Source organism: Pantoea ananatis LMG 2665, assembly GCF_000710035.2.
Lineage (GTDB): Bacteria > Pseudomonadota > Gammaproteobacteria > Enterobacterales > Enterobacteriaceae > Pantoea > Pantoea ananatis.
The window spans coordinates 57,691-74,290 of record NZ_JMJJ01000009.1 but is presented as its reverse complement, the minus strand read 5'-3'; the positions used below and the strand labels follow the sequence as shown (position 1 = coordinate 74,290).

Here is a 16,600-nt window from a genome sequence, read left to right as displayed (position 1 = left end):
GGAAAACCTCAACGCTTTTTCAGCGATCCCGCGCGTTAAAAAAGGTACAATATCCGCTTCTGCACTGGAAATTTTATCCGGTGTTCGGTGTAAGTTAACCGCAGGTCTTTTCATGTCAGTCAAAATCTTAACGTCAACGCTTATTGGTCTTGAGGCTTTCCGTCAGGATCCGCTCAGCGCCTTGCAGCAGGCTGAAGACGGCACGCTGGCGGTGCTGGAAAATTATACGCCCGTACTGTATGCCATTACGCCAGCGCGCCTCGCGCGGCTACTGGCACTTGAGGCCGCCGCCCAGCAACCCAGTGATGTGGCGCTGGACGACAGCCTGTATGACGATGTTTCTGCTACGCTGCATACGCCGGTGGGTAAATTCGCCATGTATGATGGCTGGCAGCCGGACGCTGACTTTACGCGACAGGCGGCCATCTGGGGCGTTGCACTAAGCGAACCGGTGACGCCAGCTGAACTGGCTGCCTTTGTGGCCTACTGGCAGGCGGAAGGGCGTTTGTTTCATCATGTGCAGTGGCAGCAGAAGCTGGCACGCAGCCTGCAAATGAATCGGGCGGCCAATGGCGGACAACCCAGACGTGACATTACACAGTTGCCAAATCCTGACAGCACAATTCCTGATGGTTTCCGGGGTGAATAATGAAAACGCCGAACGATCTGTTTAACCGTCTGAAACGAATGATGCCCGCGGGTACCCGACCCAAGTTCACAAACGGTGAAGAATTACTGGCCTGGAATCAGGAACAGGGCCGTCTGCGATCAGAATCTATCGTGCGCGAAAATCGTGCGATGAAAATGCAGCGCATCATGGGCCGTTCCGGCATTCGCGAGCTACACATCAACTGCTCGTTTGATAACTATCGGGTTGAAAACGAAGGCCAACGCAAAGCGCTGGAACTGGCTCGCCAGTATGCGGCCGAATTTGATGGCAGTATTGCCAGCTTTGTTTTTTCTGGCCGTCCAGGCACTGGCAAAAACCACCTGGCAGCCGCCATTGGTAACGATCTGATTTTACGTGGCAAGAGCGTGCTAATCGTTACGGTGGCAGATCTGATGTCGAGCATGAAGGGCACCTTCAGCGGCAGCAGCAATATTACGGAAGAACGGCTGATTCAGGATCTCAGCAGCGTTGATTTGCTGGTGATCGATGAGATCGGTATGCAGAGTGAATCGCGCTACGAGAAAGTGATTATCAACCAGATTGTGGACCGCCGTTCCTCCTCGAAACGCCCGACGGGCATGCTGTCTAACCTCGATCACGCCGGGATGAATGCGCTGCTGGGTGAACGCGTTATGGATCGCATGCGGCTGGGCAATAGCCTGTGGGTTCGCTTTGACTGGGAAAGCTACCGTAGCCGCGTTCGCGGTGATGAATACTGATTTGGCTGCCCGCGAACGCGGGCCAGCTCTTTACCTTACCGTTACACAATCCTGTGGCCTGGCACCCATTTCTGACTTAATTCTCTCGCCCTGAGGCCGTCGCCGTTTGGCAGGCTTATCTGCACGATGCTAAGTTTTGATTAGACATCAAACTAATAAGACTTCATCGTTGGTGGCAAATCTGCTGCCGATTTCCACACCTGGGGTAATCCGCCATGAAAGTGACTGGCAAAGGGCCTGCATTAATGCGGCTGAATAATCAAAAGCGGGTCATGGCGCAACTGCGCCAGCGCCGTATCACGTCGCGGCAGGACCTCGCGCACATCCTGGCAATCAGTAAAAATACCGTGTCGCAGATTATTGACGATCTGCTGGAACAGGATCTCGTGCAGGAGCTGGGAAAAGCCAGTGTCTCTGCGGCAGGTCGCCCTAAAATCCAGATTACCCTGCGTCCGGAAAAGCTGGTCAGCGCCGGCATCATGGTGGAAAAGAACCTGATCCACTGGCAGGTTTGCGATTATTTCTCTCAACCCTTGGCGGAACAAACCCTGCGGACAGATACCAGCCGACCGGCGCCACTGTTAGCGGAGGTGACCGCCTTATGTGAAAAACTCACCGAATCCTGGCCGGGCCTGCTGGGCATCGGGCTGGGCTTTCCTGGCGTCGTCGATCCCAGACGGGGCTGGATGCATTTATCTACCCATCTGGGCTGGCAGGACGTTGATCTGGCGAGCAACCTGCGTAAACAGATCAGATTACCGATTCGCATTATGAATAACGTTAAAGCCGCTGCGCTGCTGTCTGTGCAACAACTCAACTTGCCCGCCGAAAGCGGGCATTTTTATTTACGAATTGCCGAAGGAATTGGCGGCGCACTGGTACAGCACGGTGTCGTTTTTACCGGCAACAGCTGGACGGCGGGCGAAGCCGGCCACCTCACTGTCCAGCCGAACGGGCCTCGCTGTAGCTGCAACCGTCAGGGTTGTCTGGAAGCCATGATCAGTAAACCTGCCATTAATCAACAGCTGGCCCAGCGTCAGCCGGGGCTGACCTGGCACAACCGCGACAGCGCGCCTAACGTGGTAAACGAAGTGATGCAACTGGCGGGAAACTATCTGGGTATCGCGCTCAGCCAGATCATGCTGTTGCTCAATCCGGCAAACATCATCATTGATTGCCCCTGGAGCGTCAGCCCAACATTTTGTCAGGCCGTACTTAATCAAACCCAGGCCAACAAGCTGGCATTCATTGCCGCTCACACTCAGGTACATTTTCTGACGTCGCACCTTGCACCGGCAACGGGACTGGCGCTGGCGATTATTGAGCAACAAGAGCAGCGAACGGACTAAGGGCGCTCAGCGCTGGCGAAAGTCAGGGATAATCAGGTCACCCCGCATGACATAAGAGTCCAGTACGCTACGCGTCTGTTCAGTCAGTGCCTTAACGATGCGCGCTGCCATCGCGTCCATCGAGTACTCAATCGCCGGAATAGTCGGAATGCCGGGCAAGTTCAACGAGCCCGCCAGACTGAAGACCATAATGTCGTCGGGAACCTTTTTGTTGAACGCCTGCAACTGGGGAATGACTTTCTGCGCCTGTTGTTCATCCGCTACCAGCAATGCGCTGAAATTCAGCGTGGACGCGTTATTCAGCAACTCCTGGAGTGCTACCGAGGAGGATGTGGCGTCCATAAACACAAGGTTGCGGTTAAACGGCAGAAAGTTTTTTTCCAGCGCGTGTTTATAACCCAACAGAACCCGATCGGAAAATCCCATTCTGTCAGGATGAATCAGAGCAATCTGTCGGCGATTTTGGCTTATCAGGTAGTTGCAGGCGGTTTCGGCGGCAAAGGCGTGATCGAACTGAATGCTGTTAACGTCGTCCCCGGCTTCCAGACAATCCACCAGGATAACGTTTTTTTGATTCAGGTTCAGCGGGAAGCGCGCGCCGATAATCAACACATCGTCACACAACCCACAGGTCAGCTCATCAAGGCAGGTCATCACTTCCATCCTGCTGTTCGCGAAACGGAGCAAGAGGTGTTTTTGGTGCTGGCTGAGGTGTTTTTCCAGCGCATAGAGGTAACCGGTGGTCTGGTTAATGTTGTCCTGTGCGCAAATTACGCCAATACAGCCGGTGGTTTGACTGAGTAATGACTGAGCGATCACGTTTGGACGATAACTGAGTTCATCCACCGCTTTTAATACCGCAACGCGGCTGGCTTCTTTTACACCGCGTGACCCACTCAACACGCGCGACACCGTGGCTTTTGACACACCCGCGAGACGCGATACATCGTTGATAGTAGACATTCTTTTCCCCTGAAAACCCCGCTGAATCCCTGAAAAACGCCCTAATCCTGCGGCTCAAATAATCATCACCGGCAGTATAGCTTTTTCGTTTTTTCATGGAAACCGATTTTCCATTTCTTCTCAATTATCGACAATAGCTTGAAATTACGTGATCTGAATCGTAAGAAAAATGTTTATTTAACGGGGATCATGATGCCTGTCACACTTCCGTTTGCATCAAATGGAAACCGGTTTCCGTATCATATCAAATCAAGTCTGTAACACGTTTTATACGCAAAGGAGGGTTACTCATGATCAGGATTATGTTGTGTTGTTCAGCAGGAATGTCCACGAGTCTTTTAGTCCGCAAGATGGTCGACGTTGCGAACCAGCGCGGGCTGAGTGTGCAGATCGATGCCTGGGGCGTTTCCGAATTTGATGCGCAGTTTCCAAACTATCAGGTCGTTCTGCTCGGTCCGCAAGTGAAGTACATGTTAACCACGCTCTCAGAAAAAGCTGCCACCCACGGCATTCCTGTCCAGGCCATCAATATGACGGACTACGGCATGCAACGCGGTGACAAGGTGCTGGATTACGCTCTGTCGCTTATTGAAGCGGCACACTAGAAAGGTGTCATTATGAGTTCGTTATATCAGTCGATGGTGACGGTAATTGAACAGTCCATTACGCCACTCGCCGGAAAGTTAGGTCAGCAAAAGTATGTGATAGCGATTCGTGACGGCTTTACGGCGGCGCTACCGTTTATGATTATTGGATCGTTTATGTTGGTATTTATCTTCCCGCCGTTTTCAGCGGACACCACCAACAGCGTTGCCCGTGCCTGGCTGGACTTTTCCATCACTTATCGCCAACAGCTGATGCTGCCGTTTAATCTCAGCATGGGCGTTATGACCTTTTTTATCTCGGTCGGGATTGGTGCCAGCCTGGGCCGCCAGTTTAATCTGGACCCCATCATGTCGGGTTTGCTGGCATTTATGGCGTTTTTACTGGTGGCCGCGCCTTATGCGGATGAAAAGATCTCTACCCAGTATCTTTCCGGTCAGGGAATTTTTACTGCCTTGATTACCGCCATTTACGCCACCCGGGTTTATGCCTGGCTAAAACAAAATAATGTCACGATCCGCCTGCCGAAAGAAGTGCCTACCGGCGTGGCACGCTCCTTCGAGATTCTGATCCCGGTACTGGTGATTATCGCAACGTTACATCCGCTCAACCTGTTTATCGAAGCGCAAACCGGCATGATTATGCCACAGGCGATCATGCATTTGCTGGAGCCGCTGGTTTCGGCTTCGGACTCTTTGCCAGCCATTTTGCTTTCCGTCCTGCTGTGTCAGATTTTCTGGTTTGCCGGTATTCATGGTGCACTGATCGTCACCGGCATTATGAATCCCTTCTGGATGGCTAACCTCTCTGCTAACCAGGCCGCCCTGGCGGCGGGAGCCGCGCTGCCGCATGTCTATCTACAGGGGTTCTGGGATCACTACCTGCTGATTGGCGGAGTGGGCTCCACCTTACCGCTGGCCTTCTTACTGCTGCGTAGCCGGGTGCTACATTTACGCACCATTGGCAAAATGGGCGTGGTGCCCAGCTTTTTTAATATCAATGAGCCCATCCTGTTTGGTGCGCCGGTCATCATGAACCCGCTGCTGTTTATCCCCTTCGTCTGCGTTCCAATGATTAATGCCGTGCTGGCTTATACCGCCACGAAACTCGGCTGGATCGCCCAGGTGGTTTCGCTTACGCCATGGACCACGCCCGCCCCGATCGGTGCCTCCTGGGCCGCTAACTGGGCGCTAAGCCCGCTGGTGATGTGCCTGATTTGTATGCTGATGTCGGCGCTGATGTACTTACCCTTCCTGCGTGCCTATGAACGCAGCCTGATTAAAGCAGAAGAGAAAAAAATCAAGGATGCGCCCCCTGCAGGCCAACCCGTGCCCGGTCATCCACAGGCTTAAGGAGCCCATAAAATGAACTACCGTTTTCCTGAAAATTTCTGGTGGGGCAGCGCCAGCTCGGCGTTACAAGCCGAAGGGGACAGCCTGAATGGCGGTAAAAGCCCTACCACCTGGGATCGCTGGTTTGCGCAACAGCCTCACCGTTTCCATCAAGGCATTGGCCCACAAGACACCTCGGGCTTTTATCAGCACTGGCAGCACGATATCGCATTACTAAAGCAGTTAGGGCACAACAGCTTTCGCACGTCGCTGAGCTGGGCGCGCCTGATGCCAGACGGCACTGACGCCGTGAATCCTGACGCCGTGGCTTTTTATAACAAGGTCATCGATGCATTACTGGCGCAGGGCATTACACCGTTTATCACCCTGTTTCATTTCGATATGCCTCTGGCTATGCAGGACAAAGGCGGCTGGGAGAACCGTGAGGTTGTTGAGGCGTTTGGCCGCTATGCCCAGCGCTGTTTCGCGCTGTTCGGCCATAAGGTGAAACACTGGTTTACCTTCAATGAACCGATTGTGCCGGTCGAAGGTGGCTATCTGTACGATTTTCATTATCCCAACGTTGTGGACTTCAGACGAGCGGCTAACGTGGCCTTGCACACAGTCCTGGCACACGCGCTGGCAGTACGCGCCTGGCGTAACGGCGGCTACGACGGTGACATTGGTGTGGTGCTGAACCTCACGCCGTCCTATTCACGATCGGCGAATCCGGCCGATGTGCAAGCCGCACATCATGCTGACCTGTTGTTTAACCGCAGCTTTCTGGATCCGGTTCTGAAGGGAGAATATCCCGTGGATCTGCTGAGCTTACTGAGTCAGTACCACCAGCTTCCGCGCTGCCAGCCTGGCGACGCTGCGTTGATTGCCGACGGCATTATCGACCTTCTGGGCGTGAACTATTATCAGCCGCGCCGGGTGAAGTGTCGGGACAGCGCCGTCAATGCTGAAGCGCCCTTTATGCCGGAGTGGTTATTCGACCACTATGAAATGCCAGGCCGTCAGATGAACCCGTATCGTGGATGGGAAATTTACGCGCCCGGTATTTACGATATTCTGACTAACCTGCGGGTTAATTATGGAAACCCGCGCTGTTTTATTTCTGAAAATGGTATGGGCGTTGAGAATGAACAGCGATTTATTCAGAACGGTGAAATTCTGGATGATTATCGTATCGAATTTGTTTCCGAACATCTTAAATGGCTGCATAAAGGGATTCGCGAAGGCTGTCATTGCCTGGGTTATCATATGTGGACATTTATTGATAACTGGTCATGGCTAAACGGTTATAAAAATCGTTACGGTTTTGTGCAGTTAGATTTAGCCACGCAAAAACGTACGATTAAAAAGAGTGGCAAATGGTTTGCTGAGGTTGCCGAAAATAACGGTTTTAATTGAGAGCGACGATCATGATTGAACTTGAAGACGCGGTAATGACGATTATTGTCAATGCCGGGCATGCCCGCAGCCTGTGCTTTGAAGCCCTTCAGGCAGCGCGAAAGGGTGACGTTGATGAGGCAAAAGCCCGGCTAAAGGAGGCCGACGACTATTCCCGCACCGCGCATCAAATGCAAACCCGATTAATAGAGCAGGACGCAGGTGAAGCCCGCCAGCCAATGACCTTAATTATGGTCCATGCTCAGGATCATTTAATGACCTCAATGCTGGCACGTGAACTGGCAGAAGAAATTGTTTATCTCTACCAACGTTAATAAAAAACATGACAGGAGATCGGCTGAAAAACAAAAAACCTCTGGAAATAACATAATATAAAAATCAACTTGCCCTGGTCATCAATAAACCCGCGCAGGATGGTTATTGTCTGATCATTAACACACGTCGTTATTCGGGTTGAACATCATCAACCCGAATAACGCTGTGCAAACGAGATAGCCATGAATATTATTCGAAAACTTCCATTACCTCTGGCGGTGATCGCCGCGCTGTGCCCTGCCGTCGCCGCTGCACAGGAGTTTACGCAGGAACAGATCGACGCCATCGTCGCCAAAGCCGTTGATAAAGCCCTGGCCGAACGTCAGGCGAAAATGGATGCGGCCGTAGCGAAAAAAACGGACGTGGTGACCGACCCGCAAAGCCCGGCCCAGTCACCGGATATGGCAATCCCCTTTGGCGTCACGTTCAGCGGCTATGCGCGCTACGGTGCGCACTATCAAAGCGGCGATCAGAAATATGTAGCCGTGGACGGTTCTTATAACGGTGCCTCCGGCATTGGCCGTCTGGGCAACGAAGGCAACGGTGGCGAATTCCAGCTCTCAAAGGCGTTTAAAAGCCAAAGTGGGGCTATCTGGGATGTCAATGTGATGATCGATCACTGGGGCGACGAGGTGAATCTGAAAAAGGCCTATGCCGGCGTGACGAATGTGCTTGCATCAAATCCTGATGCTTATCTCTGGGCCGGACGGGACTTTCATCAGCGCCCGCAGCAGAACATCAATGATTATTTCTGGATGAACCATGATGGCCAAGGCGCGGGCGTGAAGAACTTCGATGTGGGCGGGATAAAATTTGACGTGGCCGCCGTCGCTGCCGTGGAATCCTGTAGCCCTGAAGTGCTCAGCGATGAGTCTAATCCCTCGCGCATCACCTGTACGGGAGGTTCAGGTACCGGGGATAAAGGCAACTACGCTGCCACCTCTAAAATTCACGGCATCAAGCTGGGCGCACTCGATCTGGAGCTGTACGCTAATTACGGTTTCGACTCTAAAGCCGTAGACAGTGAGGACCGCCTGAAAGCCTGGCAGGGTGCGTTTGTACTGAGCCACACTAACGACCATGGCGTGAATAAAGTGATTGCCCGCTATTCTGACAATTCGGATAACAGCGTTTACAGCAAAACCGAGGGCCTCAGCACTGTGTATACCAGCTTTGAGGGTAAGCATCTGTTTAGCCCGCAGGCACAGGTCGAGTATTTGTTGGGTTATCACGACTACGATAACAGTCGGCTGAAAAGCGATAACCGGAAGAACTACGCCGCAATTGTCCGCCCAATGTATTTCTGGAATGACGTCCATTCCACCTGGCTGGAAGCCGGTTATCAGCGCGTTAACTACGATGAAGGCGGCAGTAACCATGGCTGGAAGCTGACTCTGTCGCAAAATATCGCCATTGCCATGGGGCCGGAGTTTCGTCCTATGCTGCGCTTCTATGTCACCGGGGGCAAAGTGGACAATGCGCGCACCGCTCGCGTGAACGGCAGGGAGAACGAAATACTGGACGACTTTAATCTAGGCGCGATGTGGGAAGCCTGGTTTTAGGCATAACCCTAACAGTGATCTCATCCTGCGGATAACAGACGCGCATTCTGTCTCCAACAACGATAACCCATTGCCGATCGGAGGTTCCCGTATAGGGCCGATCGGCATTGGCGCGTTGCAAACGGCATGTTGTCATCCCCTGGCGGTCTCAGGTAAGGGCGGGAGATCAGGTCCACGGGCTGCGAGTTTAGCTCCTGCCAGGCCAGCGCCCGGCACGCCCGATAAAACCTGACAATCGCGTTACGCTGCCCGCTCGCCTTCAAAAACCCGTATGAACCTTGTCACAAAACACGCATTCCGTTTTTCCGTGTTTACCGGTGACCGTTTATCCCGCCATGTTGTTAAAGGCTTGTTACACATAGCCTCAGGTAATGGCTTAGGGTTATTGATGCACAGTACGCATTAGTCGATGAGTTTATTGCGCTTATTTACTTTATTTTCCTGATCCAGTCTTCAGCAACAGACGCGGCAAAAAGCGTCAATGATAAACTGGAGATACCGATGCATTCCTCGACTTCACCTATGACCACCCGCGCCCGAACCGGCGCCATATTACGTGTTACCTCAGGCAACTTTCTGGAGCAGTTCGACTTTTTCCTGTTCGGCTTTTATGCCACCTATATTGCTCACACCTTCTTTCCTGCGAGCAGTGAATTTGCCTCACTGATGATGACCTTTGCCGTGTTCGGCGCGGGTTTCCTGATGCGCCCCATTGGTGCTGTAGTGCTGGGCGCATACATTGATAAGGTCGGCCGACGTAAAGGTCTGATTGTTACCCTGTCAATTATGGCGGCGGGCACCTTCCTGATCGTCCTGATTCCGTCTTACCAAAGCATTGGGCTTTGGGCACCGATGCTGGTGTTAACCGGCCGCCTGTTACAGGGTTTCTCTGCCGGAGCCGAACTGGGCGGCGTTTCCGTTTATCTGGCTGAGATCGCCACGCCGGGCCGTAAAGGCTTTTACACCAGCTGGCAGTCCGGTAGCCAGCAGGTTGCCATTATGGTTGCCGCCGCGATGGGTTTTGCCCTGAATGCCGTGCTGGAAGAGAGCGCGATTCGTGAGTGGGGCTGGCGCATTCCGTTCCTGTTTGGCTGCATGATTGTGCCTTTCATTTTCTTTCTGCGCCGCAAGCTCGAAGAAACCCAGGAATTTAACGCCCGTCGTCATCACCTGGCGATGCGCGACGTGTTTAAAACCCTTCTGGCCAACTGGCAGGTTGTGATTGCCGGCATGCTGATGGTGGCGATGACCACCACCGCGTTCTATCTGATCACCGTTTATGCGCCTACTTTCGGCAAGAAAGTGCTGATGCTCAGCGCCTCGGACAGCCTGCTGGTTACGCTGCTGGTCGCCATCTCTAACTTTTTGTGGCTGCCGGTTGGCGGGGCGCTGTCTGACCGTTTTGGACGTAAACCCGTCCTGGTCAGCATGACGCTGATCGCGCTGGCGACCGCGTATCCTGCCCTGACGATGCTGGCTGCTGCCCCCAGCTTCTCTATGATGCTCACTGTCCTGCTGTGGCTGTCATTTATTTATGGCCTGTACAACGGCGCGATGATTCCGGCACTTACCGAGATCATGCCAGCTGAGGTGCGAGTAGCAGGCTTTTCACTGGCTTACAGCCTCGCGACCGCCATCTTTGGCGGATTCACGCCGGTGATTTCAACAGCATTAATTGAGTACACCGGCGATAAAGCCTCTCCGGGTTACTGGATGAGCTTCGCTGCCGTCTGCGCCTTACTGGCAACGCTGTACCTGTACCGTCGCAGCACGGTCAATCTGCAAACCGCCGTTAAACATTAAGTCAGGGCTTACATAATGAAAATAATTTACCGTTCACTCCTTGCCACGTTGGTTCTTTCGTCGGTCAGCACCGCGGTGCTGGCAAAAGATGTGACCGTGATGATTTCTGGCGGCTTCAAAGCCGCGCTGGAAAAACTGACGCCTCAGTTTGAAGCGAAAAGTGGCGATAAAATTATTCTGGTGTCCGGGCCTTCCATGGGCAAAACCCCGCAGGCGATCCCCAACCGACTGGCGCGCGGGGAAAAAGCCGACGTGGTGATTATGGTGGGCGATGCGCTCAGTCAGCTGGAAAAAGACCGGTGGATCAAACCAGGTTCACGCGTTGAGCTGGCCGATTCGCCGATCGGCATTGTGGTGAAGAAGGGAGATGCCAAACCCGATATCAAAACGGATGACACACTGCGTAAAACCCTGCTGAATGCTAAATCCATTGCCTATTCCGACAGCGCCAGCGGTCAATACGTTAGCAATCAGTTGTTTAAAAAGTTAGGCATTGAAGACAAGGTCAAAGGCAAAGCCCACGAAGTGGAGCGCATTCCGGTGGCGTCTGAAGTGGCAAAAGGCCACTATGCGCTGGGCTTCCAGCAGGTGAGTGAGCTCCTGCCGGTGCCGGGCGTGACCTTTGTAGGCGAACTGCCTGACGACGTGCAGTACATCACCCGATTTGCCGGCGCCGTGCCAGCCAAAGCTGAGCATCCAGAGGAAGGCAAAGCGCTACTTGATTTCCTGGCGTCAGCTCCGGCTCAGGAAGTGGTCCATGCCACGGGCCTGCACTCGGTCAAAGCGCAGCAGCCTGCTAAGCAGAGTGATACCGTTCAGTAATTAGCTTTTCCAGTTCAGCGGCAATGTAGGACTGAATGCGTCCGCTGCGCCGGATCAGGCCAACGGTGCGTTTCACTACCGGATCGGTAAGCGGCAGATGAACCAGCACCGAATGGCCTGATGACGGCATCGACATCGCGGGAACGGCAGCAATGCCGATTCCCGCTTCAACCATCCCTAACATGGTTGTGACATGCCGGGTTTCGCAGATACTCGGACGCGCGGGAACGACATGGCCCAGCGCGGAATCAAGTAGGTTACGATTGCCTGAAGTTTTATCCAGCCCCACGTAATCCTGCTGATAAAACTCTTGCCACGTCAGACTTTTACGGCTGGCAAGAGGATGATCGTGCCGACAGGCAACCACGTAAACATCCTCAACCAGCGGTAAAAATTCAGTGTCAGGCGGCGGATTACCCGAGAAGCAAATGCCAAAATCTGCCTGACCGCTGGTGACGGCCTCTATGACGTTGCCTGCGCTACTGTCAATGATTTTGACACGTACTCTGGGATAGCGGGCCTGAAAGCGGCGGATCACATCCGGCATAAAGTAATAGGCAGCAGACGGCACTGTGGCCACCGTCACCAGGCCTGTTCTGTCCTGACTGACTTTACTGATATCCGCCATAACTTCTTCAAAGTTGATCAGAAGCTGCTCTGAACGTGCGGCAAACGTCTGACCATAAAGCGTCAGCGTGACCCGGCGAGTGGTTCTGTCAAACAGCCTGATTCCCAGTGCCGTTTCAAGCTTCTCGATCCTGCGGCTCAGCGCCGACTGAGACAGGCAGATGGATTCCGCTGCAATACGGAAATTGCCATATTCGACCAATGCGCGAAACGCATAGAGATCGTTAAGATCGAAATTAACGGGCATAGCGGCTGACGTTCCTTTCAACGATGGAGAAGCAAAGACAGAGGGAACTCATAGTGCCTTATCGAATGGCGGCAAACAAAGTGAAATGTTGACGGGACGGGTAACAGAAAACGGCAGGTCAAAAGGGGGATCGCCTGTGCAAACAGGCGATCCGGCATAACAAAAACTACGCGACACGCGGCGACGCTGAACGAGACACGTTTCTGACCGCTTCCTCGGCTCGCGCTGAATTACTCTGAATGCTGGCTATCACCTCTCCGGCCTGACGCATCAAATTAACGCCGCGAGCCGTGTTTTTCAGGTTATTTTCGATATCTTCCAGCACCTTTTTGGCCAGCTGATTATTGCTGGACACCACGCGCCCTATCTCTTCGGTTGCTTCATTAATTCGGGCCGCCAGGGTCCGGACTTCAGCTGCCACAATGGCGAAACTGCGTCCGGACGTGCCGGCCCTGGCCGCCTCTATTGCCGCATTCAGGGCGATGAAACGCGTCTGCTCGGCGATGTTGCGAATGGTATGTACCATATCAGCAATACGATCCGACTGTCCGTTTAAGCCAAAGACATCTGCGGATACGCTGTTCATCTCTTTCGCAATTTCGGCCATCGTTCTGACGCTGTCTTCAATCACATCCGCGCCCGTTACCGAGCTTTCGCGGGTTTGCTGCGCCATCTTCCACGCGTGTTGAGCCGCCTCATTTTCCTGCTGGTTCTGCAATACCTGCTCGGTGACGTCACTGGCGAATTTGACAATCTTGTACATCCGCCCCTCTGCATCAAAAACCGGATTATAGGTTGCGCGCAGCCAGATAGTTTCGCCATTACGATTGAGCCGCGGATACTGCCCAGAGAAAAATTCTCCCTGATTCAGACGCTGCCAAAACTGCTGATATTCCTGGCTGTTACGCAGCTCCTCAGAGCAGAACATCCGGTGATGCCTGCCCAGTACCTTGTCTGCCTTGTAGCCCGTTGCTTTGAGGAAGTTTTCATTTACCTCCAGCACTTCACCGGCTTTATTAAACGCGATGACCGCCATTGAACGGCTGATGGCCTGCACCAGCGCATCCTGCTGCTGTGCCTCACTGATACGCTCGGAGATATCTGCTGCCAGCTTAATCACCTTGATGACGCGGCCATGTTTGTCTTTTACTGACACATAGCTGGCTTCCAGCCAGACCGGATGGCTGTCTTTGCCCAGGCGCAGGTATTTACCACTAAAGCTCTTGCCGCTGGCAAGGCGCAGCCAGAACTGGCGGTACTCGGCTGAGTTCACCATTGATGGCGGGCAAAACATACTGTGGTGACGACCCACAATCTCTTTCGCGTCGTAACCCATCTTGCTCAGAAACAGGGCATTTGCGCGAAGAATGATGCCATCTGGGGTAAATTCGATGATCGGAACCGCATCGTCCAGTGCTCTGAGCGAATCGGCGGCGTGTTTATGCTGGTGTTTAGGAAAAACAGAAAATAGTTTTTTTAATATTGTCATTTTTATACTGCCATATTGAGTGGTCTGGATGAGTTATCGGCAGGATAAAGAACGGGCTTGAGACAATGGCGAATAAACAAGCAACAGATTGTGACAAGGTTAATAACTTCGATACAGGGCTGAATACCGGACGCAGCGCTGCCTGATGACCGCGTTAAAAGGGGAAAACTGTCATTGTGCTGAGAAACATGTGCACTTCAGGTCAATCGCGCTATCGGCGAAAGAAGACGTTCTCATCGTCCGCGATAAAAGCCCAAAAAAAAAGCTGCCATCAGGCAGCTCTTTCGCTTTGCTCAACATAACGCTGTTATTTATACAGCTCAGCAGTCATGTGAACACGATCGTTGGTATTGGCTTCGATGATTTTATACTGTGCGCCCTGCTGCTCAGCCTGGGCAGCAATTTTCGCTTCTGTGCCATCGAGCGTTGAACCGGTGGCGGTAACGGTTTGTGCAAAAGCGGAAGCTGACATCAGTGAGAGCGCAGCAACGGCGGCAAGTGAAAGTGTTTTCATGGTTTTCATAATCCTGTTCCTTATCTTGTAAGCGGGAAAGCGGTTCGCTTTCGATGGGGATAATGATAACCACTGTTATTAATACATAGTTAACAATAAGTGCCGTTATTGTGATCATGCTATCTATCGCACTGATAGCGCTTTGCTGCTTTTGGTTCTGCCGGATTGACTGAAGAACATGGGTAATGGTTGCCATAGCAGGTTTTAGAAAGCGGATGAGGGATGAGTTGCTTGTCATGGAGGCGTTGAGAAGGCGGTTAGCCGGGCACACTCAACGCAAAACAATTGATTGCGTGGTGCATTTAAAACGGGCGACACAACAAAAGCCGCCCGGGGGATCCGTCAGGCGGTGGTGTTGATATTGCGCCCTACCGCCGGGTTAGCAGGAAGCGCGGTGACGCCTTCAACCAGTGTCGTGATGGTATCTGCCTGTTGGTTCAGGGTTTTCTTTAACAGCGTCGCATTGGCTTCACCACGTGCCTGCCATTGCTCCAACCCTGCAGACAGCGTTGTGAGTTGCTGAATATCCATGCAGTTGCTCCTTATGTTGACTGAGCCCCGAATGGGGGTCACATAATACCGGCGACGGATTTCGCCAGTTGCGCATAAAGTATCGGCAATGATGAGATAAACTTGAGGATGGTCGGTGTTTTTTTAAGCACGACCTCTGGACGCCGACAGAACAATGATTCGCGCTAACCCTCAGACGGAAATGATACATGTCGTCAACTCTCGTCTCGTTTCATCCCACGCTCATGCCTTCCTGACCGCGCCCCGCGTCGAGTTAAGAACCCCTGTCGACCTTGCCTGTCTTCAACCCCGTCCCGGCAGCATCACCTCCACCAAAAGTCATCCTTATCCCAACGCGACCTGATGCGCAGAATTACTGCGATTCAACCAGTCAGAATCCTGCATAAATGAGAAGTATGTCTAATATTTCCAACAAAAAAACGTACAGTAACTTTACCAAAACATCAGTTTATGTAAACAATCTGAACGCCTGTTATCAGGCTTACCGATCCTAAACAGAGGAACTAACCATGAAACTGAAAAAAGTTAGCAAGAAATCCACGAAAAAACTGGGCGGCGCAACCTGCGGCTAACCCATGCATATAAAAATCGGGGCCGGTCGTTTGCACCGGCCCTGCTGTCCGCGCTGAAGGAAAAAATGCCATGCAAAAAAATTATCAAACCTCACCCAAATTTGTTCATAACCTCTGGACCACTAACGAAGATGGTGAGCACTACCTTCGCTTCACGGGTGGGCTATACGAAGTAGAACAAGGGGATGCGCAAGATTTTTATAAAATACGTGGTTACTGCACCGGCCATAATACCATCGCTGACATTGCTAAAAAAACCAACGTTCCCGTTCAGCGCATTGAGGAGATGGTGACTTCTCTTAGCGATATTGGGATGCTCAGAAACGAAAAAAAACCGCACAATGAAGACATCCTTGAAAAAACAATTCAGGCATGTGAAATGTGGGCCGAGCAGGTTGAAGAAACGCATCTGTTCAATAAATTTCTTTATGGCGATACGCACCGTAACGTTCTGACAGGCTTCTTCATAGAAACCTGGCATTACATTAAGGCCTTTCCGGACATCATTAACGTCGCCATTAAGAGTACAGACAACCCTGAACTTCAGTCTGTACTGATGACTTATAAGCTACAGGAAACTGGCCACGAATCATTCATATTAGAAACTCTAATTAAATTGGGTATGAAGCAGGAAGAAGTTGAAAATGCCATTCCGCTCGTTTCAACACTGAATTTGATTAATATGATGAAGGCGCTGTTCATAACACATCCCTCGACGGTCTTTCTGATTGCAAAAGTGATCGAGTCTCACGATTTTGACGAGACTGAGGTGAAAAATGCCATTCAGGACATTAATAGCCATTACGATCTTCAGCCTGGAACTCTTGAACCTTTCTTCAAACACTCTCAAATTGATTATGAATTAGGCCATTCACGTCTTCTGGACGATCATCTGCATCTTGTTACCCTGGCTAACATGGAAGAAACGTCCTTCATACTGAATGCCCTACACGATATCAAGCATGCCATCGATCTTCAGTGCCTTGAAATTGAGGAGTATTATTCGAAAGAAGGTAACTATATTCCTCGGCAGCGGGTCGACTACTTCGGGATTTGACTATGTTTCC

16 protein-coding genes are annotated in these 16,600 nt (G+C 52.1%); 11 read left to right on the top strand and 5 right to left on the bottom strand.

Annotated elements, in window-relative coordinates:
* The first annotated feature begins 112 nt into the window (after positions 1-112).
* The 3 genes from dnaT to EL29_RS18305 all read left to right on the top strand — a co-directional run bounded on the left by dnaT (position 113) and on the right by EL29_RS18305 (position 2,738).
* Positions 113-649, top strand: a complete 537-nt coding sequence (gene dnaT, locus EL29_RS18315) for a primosomal protein DnaT (protein WP_019104663.1) — start codon at positions 113-115, stop codon at positions 647-649.
* Positions 649-1,389 (top strand): replicative helicase loader DnaC, encoded by a 741-nt coding sequence (dnaC, locus tag EL29_RS18310; protein ID WP_013023975.1) that lies wholly within the window; start codon positions 649-651, stop codon positions 1,387-1,389. The genes dnaT and dnaC overlap by 1 nt, the downstream gene beginning before the upstream one ends.
* 215 nt (positions 1,390-1,604) lie before the next feature.
* Entirely contained in the window at positions 1,605-2,738 is a 1,134-nt protein-coding gene (locus EL29_RS18305; RefSeq protein WP_019104662.1) for an ROK family transcriptional regulator, read from the top strand.
* Positions 2,739-2,744: 6 nt separating this feature from the next.
* Here EL29_RS18305 and EL29_RS18300 read toward each other — a convergent pair whose 3' ends face one another.
* On the bottom strand, positions 2,745-3,701 hold the full coding sequence (locus EL29_RS18300) for a LacI family DNA-binding transcriptional regulator (RefSeq protein WP_014594951.1): 957 nt from the start codon (positions 3,699-3,701) through the stop codon (positions 2,745-2,747).
* Between the two features lie 290 nt (positions 3,702-3,991).
* Between EL29_RS18300 and EL29_RS18295 the strand changes: the two genes are divergently transcribed.
* The 7 genes from EL29_RS18295 to EL29_RS18265 all read left to right on the top strand — a co-directional run bounded on the left by EL29_RS18295 (position 3,992) and on the right by EL29_RS18265 (position 11,553).
* The gene (locus EL29_RS18295) at positions 3,992-4,306 is read left to right on the top strand and encodes a PTS sugar transporter subunit IIB (RefSeq protein ID WP_013023972.1); all 315 of its coding nucleotides are present in this window, start codon (positions 3,992-3,994) and stop codon (positions 4,304-4,306) included.
* Positions 4,307-4,318: 12 nt separating this feature from the next.
* A complete protein-coding gene (locus EL29_RS18290) occupies positions 4,319-5,656 on the top strand; it encodes a PTS cellobiose transporter subunit IIC (RefSeq protein WP_013023971.1) in 1,338 nt (445 codons plus the stop codon).
* A 12-nt stretch (positions 5,657-5,668) separates the two neighbouring features.
* The gene (gmuD, locus tag EL29_RS18285; protein WP_013023970.1) at positions 5,669-7,051 is read left to right on the top strand and encodes a 6-phospho-beta-glucosidase GmuD; all 1,383 of its coding nucleotides are present in this window, start codon (positions 5,669-5,671) and stop codon (positions 7,049-7,051) included.
* Between the two features lie 11 nt (positions 7,052-7,062).
* Positions 7,063-7,365 carry a PTS lactose/cellobiose transporter subunit IIA gene (locus EL29_RS18280; RefSeq protein WP_014332939.1) on the top strand — a complete coding sequence of 101 codons (303 nt, stop codon included), beginning with the start codon at positions 7,063-7,065 and terminating at the stop codon, positions 7,363-7,365.
* 183 nt (positions 7,366-7,548) lie between these two features.
* Positions 7,549-8,928 (top strand): carbohydrate porin, encoded by a 1,380-nt coding sequence (locus EL29_RS18275; RefSeq protein WP_014594948.1) that lies wholly within the window; start codon positions 7,549-7,551, stop codon positions 8,926-8,928.
* Positions 8,929-9,429: 501 nt separating this feature from the next.
* Entirely contained in the window at positions 9,430-10,731 is a 1,302-nt protein-coding gene (locus tag EL29_RS18270) for an MFS transporter (protein ID WP_014594947.1), read from the top strand.
* 15 nt (positions 10,732-10,746) lie between these two features.
* Complete coding sequence (locus EL29_RS18265; RefSeq protein WP_014594946.1) at positions 10,747-11,553, top strand: substrate-binding domain-containing protein; 807 nt, start codon at positions 10,747-10,749, stop codon at positions 11,551-11,553.
* Here the strand turns inward: EL29_RS18265 and psrA are convergent.
* The 4 genes from psrA to EL29_RS18245 all read right to left on the bottom strand — a co-directional run bounded on the left by psrA (position 11,528) and on the right by EL29_RS18245 (position 14,961).
* Positions 11,528-12,427, bottom strand: a complete 900-nt coding sequence (gene psrA / locus EL29_RS18260) for an L-proline-binding transcription factor PsrA (protein WP_014332944.1) — start codon at positions 12,425-12,427, stop codon at positions 11,528-11,530. The genes EL29_RS18265 and psrA overlap by 26 nt on opposite strands.
* Before the next feature lie 166 nt (positions 12,428-12,593).
* Positions 12,594-13,916 (bottom strand): methyl-accepting chemotaxis protein, encoded by a 1,323-nt coding sequence (locus EL29_RS18255; protein WP_028716105.1) that lies wholly within the window; start codon positions 13,914-13,916, stop codon positions 12,594-12,596.
* Between the two features lie 307 nt (positions 13,917-14,223).
* The gene (locus EL29_RS18250) at positions 14,224-14,439 is read right to left on the bottom strand and encodes a YdgH/BhsA/McbA-like domain containing protein (RefSeq protein WP_013023962.1); all 216 of its coding nucleotides are present in this window, start codon (positions 14,437-14,439) and stop codon (positions 14,224-14,226) included.
* Positions 14,440-14,772: 333 nt separating this feature from the next.
* Complete coding sequence (locus EL29_RS18245; protein WP_014332946.1) at positions 14,773-14,961, bottom strand: YjfB family protein; 189 nt, start codon at positions 14,959-14,961, stop codon at positions 14,773-14,775.
* Positions 14,962-15,603: 642 nt separating this feature from the next.
* Here EL29_RS18245 and EL29_RS18240 point away from each other — a divergent pair.
* Positions 15,604-16,590, top strand: a complete 987-nt coding sequence (locus EL29_RS18240) for an iron-containing redox enzyme family protein (protein ID WP_028716104.1) — start codon at positions 15,604-15,606, stop codon at positions 16,588-16,590.
* Positions 16,591-16,600: the final 10 nt, after the last annotated feature.

Coding starts and splice junctions, on each gene's coding strand:
- dnaT (WP_019104663.1), top strand. CDS start 113: ATGTCAGTCAAAATCTTAACGTCAACGCTTATTGGTCTTGAGGCTTTC.
- dnaC (WP_013023975.1), top strand. CDS start 649: ATGAAAACGCCGAACGATCTGTTTAACCGTCTGAAACGAATGATGCCC.
- EL29_RS18305 (WP_019104662.1), top strand. CDS start 1,605: ATGAAAGTGACTGGCAAAGGGCCTGCATTAATGCGGCTGAATAATCAA.
- EL29_RS18300 (WP_014594951.1), bottom strand. CDS start 3,701: ATGTCTACTATCAACGATGTATCGCGTCTCGCGGGTGTGTCAAAAGCC.
- EL29_RS18295 (WP_013023972.1), top strand. CDS start 3,992: ATGATCAGGATTATGTTGTGTTGTTCAGCAGGAATGTCCACGAGTCTT.
- EL29_RS18290 (WP_013023971.1), top strand. CDS start 4,319: ATGAGTTCGTTATATCAGTCGATGGTGACGGTAATTGAACAGTCCATT.
- gmuD (WP_013023970.1), top strand. CDS start 5,669: ATGAACTACCGTTTTCCTGAAAATTTCTGGTGGGGCAGCGCCAGCTCG.
- EL29_RS18280 (WP_014332939.1), top strand. CDS start 7,063: ATGATTGAACTTGAAGACGCGGTAATGACGATTATTGTCAATGCCGGG.
- EL29_RS18275 (WP_014594948.1), top strand. CDS start 7,549: ATGAATATTATTCGAAAACTTCCATTACCTCTGGCGGTGATCGCCGCG.
- EL29_RS18270 (WP_014594947.1), top strand. CDS start 9,430: ATGCATTCCTCGACTTCACCTATGACCACCCGCGCCCGAACCGGCGCC.
- EL29_RS18265 (WP_014594946.1), top strand. CDS start 10,747: ATGAAAATAATTTACCGTTCACTCCTTGCCACGTTGGTTCTTTCGTCG.
- psrA (WP_014332944.1), bottom strand. CDS start 12,427: ATGCCCGTTAATTTCGATCTTAACGATCTCTATGCGTTTCGCGCATTG.
- EL29_RS18255 (WP_028716105.1), bottom strand. CDS start 13,916: ATGACAATATTAAAAAAACTATTTTCTGTTTTTCCTAAACACCAGCAT.
- EL29_RS18250 (WP_013023962.1), bottom strand. CDS start 14,439: ATGAAAACCATGAAAACACTTTCACTTGCCGCCGTTGCTGCGCTCTCA.
- EL29_RS18245 (WP_014332946.1), bottom strand. CDS start 14,961: ATGGATATTCAGCAACTCACAACGCTGTCTGCAGGGTTGGAGCAATGG.
- EL29_RS18240 (WP_028716104.1), top strand. CDS start 15,604: ATGCAAAAAAATTATCAAACCTCACCCAAATTTGTTCATAACCTCTGG.